The organism is Acinetobacter tianfuensis (genome assembly GCF_003611465.1).
Classification (GTDB): Bacteria; Pseudomonadota; Gammaproteobacteria; order Pseudomonadales; family Moraxellaceae; genus Acinetobacter; species Acinetobacter tianfuensis.
Genome location: NZ_RAXV01000082.1, coordinates 1 through 1,796, shown reverse-complemented (window position 1 = coordinate 1,796; position 1,796 = coordinate 1). Strand labels below are relative to the sequence as shown.

Here is a 1,796-nt window from a genome sequence, read left to right as displayed (position 1 = left end):
TCACTATTGATGATGGTGATTATTTTAGTTTTGATGAAATAACAGATTTTAAAATTTTATAAACCTTTTTCCCCTTTAACCCTTGATTCTTAAGCGTTTCAAGGGTTTTTTTTAAACTAAACATTACTGTTATAATCTTTAGTTCCTGCTTTTGCTTCGGCGCTACGGGCCATTGCCCGAAAGCGATCGAAGCAAAAGCAATTGTAAGGGGTTCGACCCCTTAGACCCCAAAGGGCGCACTTAGCCATTGAGCAAAGCTCAACGGTAATTGCTCCCCGAACAACAATTGGAAATTGTGTAGTGAGTACACTTTGCCGAACGAGTGTCTACGAGTGACGACTCCAGAATAAAAATAAAGAACCTTCTTTCCCTGATTACAAGCTTCCTTTTCCTCCAGGTCGGTAAATTTTAGGCTATGCCGTCGCGTAAAAATAAAAACCCGACCATATTGAATATGATCGGGTTTAGTTTTATATTCGATGCACGGTTATTAATTGCTGAAACAGTTAATAACGAAAGTTATGTGGTTTGGCGACCGACATAAGATTCAAGATAAACTATCGTGCTGTTTAATTATTATAACGGCTCTATATTTAAAATAAATCCCTCTTTCGTTTTTAATATGCTCAAGTAGTCGATTTCCGTCCTTTTTGTGGGTGGAAGGTGCAGTGACGCCAGCGCAAAATTGATTAAGTCTGTTACTGGGGTATCTGAACAAAGCAGACAACGGCATGAGTAGTCATAAAACGCTGATCGTGAGTATATTGGGTTAAACCCTTGCGATGATCATTTAAAGGCGTTTATAGGCGGTTTTGGACGTGTTCAGGGGGTGACGTAAGCCCTAACCAAAACAAGCGCAGCATTACGCTGTGATGCGCTCCTGTGAAACGATGGCTCGGCTCCGTAGTGATGCTTTGACTCGTTCGGGTAATACTCCTAGAGCATTGTCTGCCGTTCCATGAACGGACATGACAAGGCTCTAGGGTGAGTATTCCCTGATCTTCTCCAACTCTCACCATAATGATAATTAAAGATCACTACGTTAAATAATTTGAAACGAGAAAAATGCTGGTGTGAGGGCTCGCAACACAGATTTTTCGAGTTGAAAATTTCTTTGTTTTAGATAGGGCACACTACTGTCTAATAGTGTGCCTGACTGCGGAAAGTTCTCTGATTTCTTATTTAAAACAACAACTTAATCAATTTTTATCATTTTTAACTTTATATTTATTTTCTTTTGATGAAAATAAATATCTTTAATAAACAATATCTTAATAATTTTGTATATTTTTATGTATTTACAATGATTTAACTTAGTGTATTATTAGTTCATACAAAGTATTGGTTTTTATTATGCAATATGATCCTTTAGATAACCTTCATGCTATGTCTAACAACATTGCTCAGAAACATAGATTGAATGAGATCAAAAAGAATGCTCATGATCTGGATGATGTTCTAACTTTTAGGGTTAACAGTGCTTTAAAGAAAGAATTTAGTAGGATTTGTAAGGAGAATCAGTCTTCTGCAAGTTCTGAACTTAAACGTTATATGCTCAAAATTGTTGAGCAAGGTTCTTTATAATTTTAATCGCCCAATAGATGAGTTCGCACCTCACCTATTGAGCTAACCACAACGATCTAATAAGGAGATCATCATGGCTGTTTCAAATACTAATCTTTTAGAGCTTCTAGGCAAACAAGTTTCTTTCTCTTGGCTTGGTGCTGATGGTGTTACGTACAATTCTGAGGGTCAATTGACCTCTATTGTTTTTGATCTTGAGTCTTCGCCTCAAT

General features: G+C 37.0%; 1 protein-coding gene. It reads left to right on the top strand.

The window, feature by feature from the left end:
- Window positions 1-1,353: 1,353 nt before the first annotated feature.
- The gene (locus D7V32_RS16915) at window positions 1,354-1,584 is read left to right on the top strand and encodes a hypothetical protein (protein WP_120403933.1); all 231 of its coding nucleotides are present in this window, start codon (window positions 1,354-1,356) and stop codon (window positions 1,582-1,584) included.
- Window positions 1,585-1,796 lie beyond the last annotated feature (212 nt).

Coding starts and splice junctions, on each gene's coding strand:
- D7V32_RS16915 (WP_120403933.1), top strand. CDS start 1,354: ATGCAATATGATCCTTTAGATAACCTTCATGCTATGTCTAACAACATT.